Annotated in this window: 2 tRNA genes and 2 rRNA genes; all 4 read right to left on the bottom strand. The window is 49.5% G+C overall.

The features are described from left to right. Positions 1-3: 3 nt before the first annotated feature. A 5S ribosomal RNA gene (gene rrf, locus KWJ01_RS13110) occupies positions 4-115 on the bottom strand. Positions 116-322: 207 nt separating this feature from the next. Then, positions 323-3226 (bottom strand): 23S ribosomal RNA (locus tag KWJ01_RS13105). Positions 3227-3613: 387 nt separating this feature from the next. Beyond that, a tRNA-Ala gene (locus tag KWJ01_RS13100) sits at positions 3614-3687 on the bottom strand. A gap of 87 nt (positions 3688-3774) precedes the next feature. Then, a tRNA-Ile gene (locus tag KWJ01_RS13095) sits at positions 3775-3851 on the bottom strand. Positions 3852-3988 lie beyond the last annotated feature (137 nt).

Here is a 3988-nt window from a genome sequence, read left to right as displayed (position 1 = left end):
ATGGGTTGGCGGCGACCTACTCTCCCGGGTGTTACCCAAGTACCATTGGCGCTACAGGGCTTAACTTCTCTGTTCGGAATGGGAAGAGGTGAACACCTGTGCTATAGCCACCATTATTTCTTTTGGTAGTGAGTCCTTAGTAGTGGGTAGTGAGACTTTGTCTCTGCTACACGCTAGCTGCAGTACTCATAGCTACTATAATATTTTTAGTATCTGTAGTTAAGATCAAGTACTGACTTAGTCTCAATACTCAATACCCACTACTCAATACTATTTGACATGTAAAAGTGAGAGGAAACAAGAGTGGAGTGGGTACCACTGCATAAGAAAGTATTTGGGCAATTAGTACTGCTTAGCTACACGGCTCGCACCGCTTCTACCTGCAGCCTATCAAGGTCATCGTCTATAACCACCCTTATAAGGAAGCCTCATCTTGAGGAGAGTTTCGCGCTTAGATGCTTTCAGCGCTTATCTCGTCCATGCGTAGCTACCCAGCGGTGCACCTGGCGGTACAACTGGCAGACCAGCGGCATGTCCAATTCGGTCCTCTCGTACTAAAATCAGGTCCTCTCAAGCTTCCAGCGCCCATCACAGATAGGGACCGAACTGTCTCACGACGTTCTGAACCCAGCTCGCGTGCCACTTTAATGGGCGAACAGCCCAACCCTTGGAACCTTCTCCAGCCCCAGGATGTGACGAGCCGACATCGAGGTGCCAAACCTCCCCGTCGATGTGAGCTCTTGGGGGAGATCAGCCTGTTATCCCCAGAGTACCTTTTATCCTTTGAGCGATGGCCCTTCCATACGGAACCACCGGATCACTTTACCCTAGTTTCCTACCTGATCGACTTGTATGTCTCACAGTCAAGCACCCTTGTGCTAATACACTCCGCGCACGGTTACCAATCGTGCTGAGGGTACCTTTGGAAGCCTCCGTTACGCTTTTGGAGGCGACCACCCCAGTCAAACTACCCACCACACAATGTCCCCCTTCAAGGGGTTAGGCATCAAGCAACAGAAGGGCCGTATTTCAAGGTTAGCTCCACGACGCCTGGCGACGCCGCTTCATTGCTTCCGGCCTATCCTACACATCTGTTGCCCAATGTCAATGTGAAGTTATAGTAAAGGTTCATGGGGTCTTTCCGTCCCGTGACGGGTAAGCGGCATCTTCACCGCTACTACAATTTCACCGAGCTCATGGTTGAGACAGTGTCCAGATCGTTACACCATTCGTGCAGGTCGGAACTTACCCGACAAGGAATTTCGCTACCTTAGGACCGTTATAGTTACGGCCGCCGTTTACTGGGGCTTCAGTTCAGAGCTTCGCACTTGCGCACTAACTCCCCCCCTTAACCTTCCAGCACCGGGCAGGTGTCAGGCCCTATACTTCATCTTTCGATTTCGCAGAGCCCTGTGTTTTTGTTAAACAGTCGCCTGGACCTATTCACTGCGGCTCCTGTTGCCAGGAGCGACCCTTCTTCCGAAGTTACAGGTCTAATTTGCCTAGTTCCTTAACCATGAATCACTCGAGCACCTTAGTGTTTTCCACTTGACTACCTGTGTCGGTTTGCGGTACGGGTGGCTGTAATGTAAACGCTTAGAGGGTTTTCTTGGAAGTATATTTGGCCCCATTATCAGCTTGGCCGAAGCCTCGCTGTACTATCACCTTTCAGCAAGACCTGCGGGTTTTCCTACAAGTCCTCTACCTACGGGCTTTAACGCACACTTCCGTCCGTGCGCAAGGGTTACATGCCTTCGTCACCCCATCACTCATTACAGTCAGTACTGGAATATTAACCAGTTGTCCATCGACTACCCCCTTCGGGTTCGCCTTAGGTCCCGACTAACCCCGGGCTGATTAGCATTGCCCGGGAAACCTTAGTCTATCGGTGTGCAGGTTTCTCGCCTGCATTATCGTTACTTATGCCTACATTTGCTTTTCTAAACACTCCACCATAGCTTGCCGCTACAGCTTCACAGTAGATTAGAATGCTCCCCTACCAGTAGAGATATAATCTCTAATCCATAGCTTCGGTACTATACTTGATGCCCGATTATTATCGATGCCCTGTCGCTCGACCAGTGAGCTGTTACGCACTCTTTAAATGAATGGCTGCTTCCAAGCCAACATCCTGGCTGTCTGTGCAACTGGACCACCTTAGTTCAACTTAGTATAGATTTAGGGACCTTAGCTGTTGGTCTGGGTTGTTTCCCTTTTGGACTTGGACCTTAGCACCCAAGCCCTCACTGCTGTGTATATATGATCAGCATTCGGAGTTCGTCTGGATTTGGTAGGATGTGACTCCCCCTAGTCCAATCGGTAGCTCTACCTCTGTCATACTCAAACCACAACGCTGCTCCTAAAAGCATTTCGGGGAGTACGAGCTATTTCCCAGTTTGATTGGCCTTTCACCCCTATCCACAGTTCATCCAAAAACTTTTCAACGTTAACTGGTTCGGTCCTCCAATTGGTTTTACCCAATCTTCAACCTGACCATGGATAGATCACAAGGTTTCGCGTCTACCCCCACTGACTATAGCGCCCTGTTCAGACTCGCTTTCGCTCCGGCTACGTTCCTTCAAGAACTTAACCTCGCCAGTGAGGAGTAACTCGTAGGCTCATTATGCAAAAGGCACGCCGTCACCCAACGTATGGGCTCCGACCGCTTGTAAGTGTATGGTTTCAGGTACTATTTCACCCTCCTATTCGGAGTACTTTTCACCTTTCCCTCACGGTACTAGTTCACTATCGGTCTCTTGGGAGTATTTAGCCTTACCGGATGGTGCCGGTAGATTCAGACAGGATTCCTCCGGTCCCGCCTTACTCAGGAACACTCTACGGCTGGTAAACTTACCTATACGGGACTATCACCCTCTATGGTAGACCTTTCCAGGTCCTTCCAGTTTATTTACTTCGCCGATGTTGAGGTCCTACAACCCCACAACTGCCGTAACAGTTATGGTTTGGGCTCTTGCGCGTTCGCTCGCCACTACTTGCGCAATCATTATTATTTTCTCTTCCTCCGCCTACTTAGATGTTTCAGTTCAGCGGGTTCGCTTCCCGAGACAAGCTCGGGATGACTGTTCTTCAAACAGCCGGGTTTCCCCATTCGGACATCCCGGGATCACAGTTCCTGTGCAACTCCCCCGGGCTTTTCGCAGCTTAGCACGTCCTTCTTCGCCTCCAAGAGCCTAGGCATCCTCCATACACTCTTACTTACTTTCTTTATGCTCATTACTAAACTAACCTCGCGGCTAATCTAGAATGACCCTATTTCCTCTCACAACATGTCAATGAACTTTTCTTTAACAGTTTTACCAAAGGCCCTCGTGTTTAGGATTGCTCGTCCATCACTCGCCCCTGCTGTTAAGTAGTAGTAAATAGTAGTGGGTATTGAGTAGTGAGTATTGAGACTTTCCTCAATGCCTACTGCAATGCGCACCCTTTTACCTGCTTTTCAATGTAGCCAGACCTACTGTCTTAGCTTTAGATGTTTTGATCTTGTCGATGCTCTCTGTGGAGAATATCGGAGTTGATCGGGTCGGGTCGCGTAGACCGGCCTTCCGGCGATGACCTCTTGAATGCTAAGCACTCTCTCGTCCTTGTTCTCTAGTGGAGAATATCGGAGTCGAACCGATGACCTCTTGAATGCAAATCAAGCGCTCTAGCCAGCTGAGCTAATCCCCCAGTATATAGTCATAGACTCTTGTAGTCTACTTCTTTGCTCTTGGAGACGCCTGCTGTGTCCTGCTTTCGAATCCCTTCGTCCCCTTTTGGTGGGCCTGCGTGGACTCGAACCACGGACCTCTACATTATCAGTGTAGCGCTCTAACCACCTGAGCTACAAGCCCGGTTCTTTTCCAGGTGTCGGCTTTCAGCTTTCAGGTGTCAGCTTTTCCCGCTGATACCCAATACCTGACTGCTGATACCCCTTCAATAACTTTAGAATAAATGTTGACAGCAAACCGCTCACCAGAGTTTCGGAACA

This window comes from Cesiribacter sp. SM1, assembly GCF_020178975.1.
Lineage (GTDB): Bacteria > Bacteroidota > Bacteroidia > Cytophagales > Cyclobacteriaceae > Cesiribacter.
Note: the sequence above shows the minus strand (reverse complement) of the source record. Positions and strands in the feature narration are given on the sequence as shown.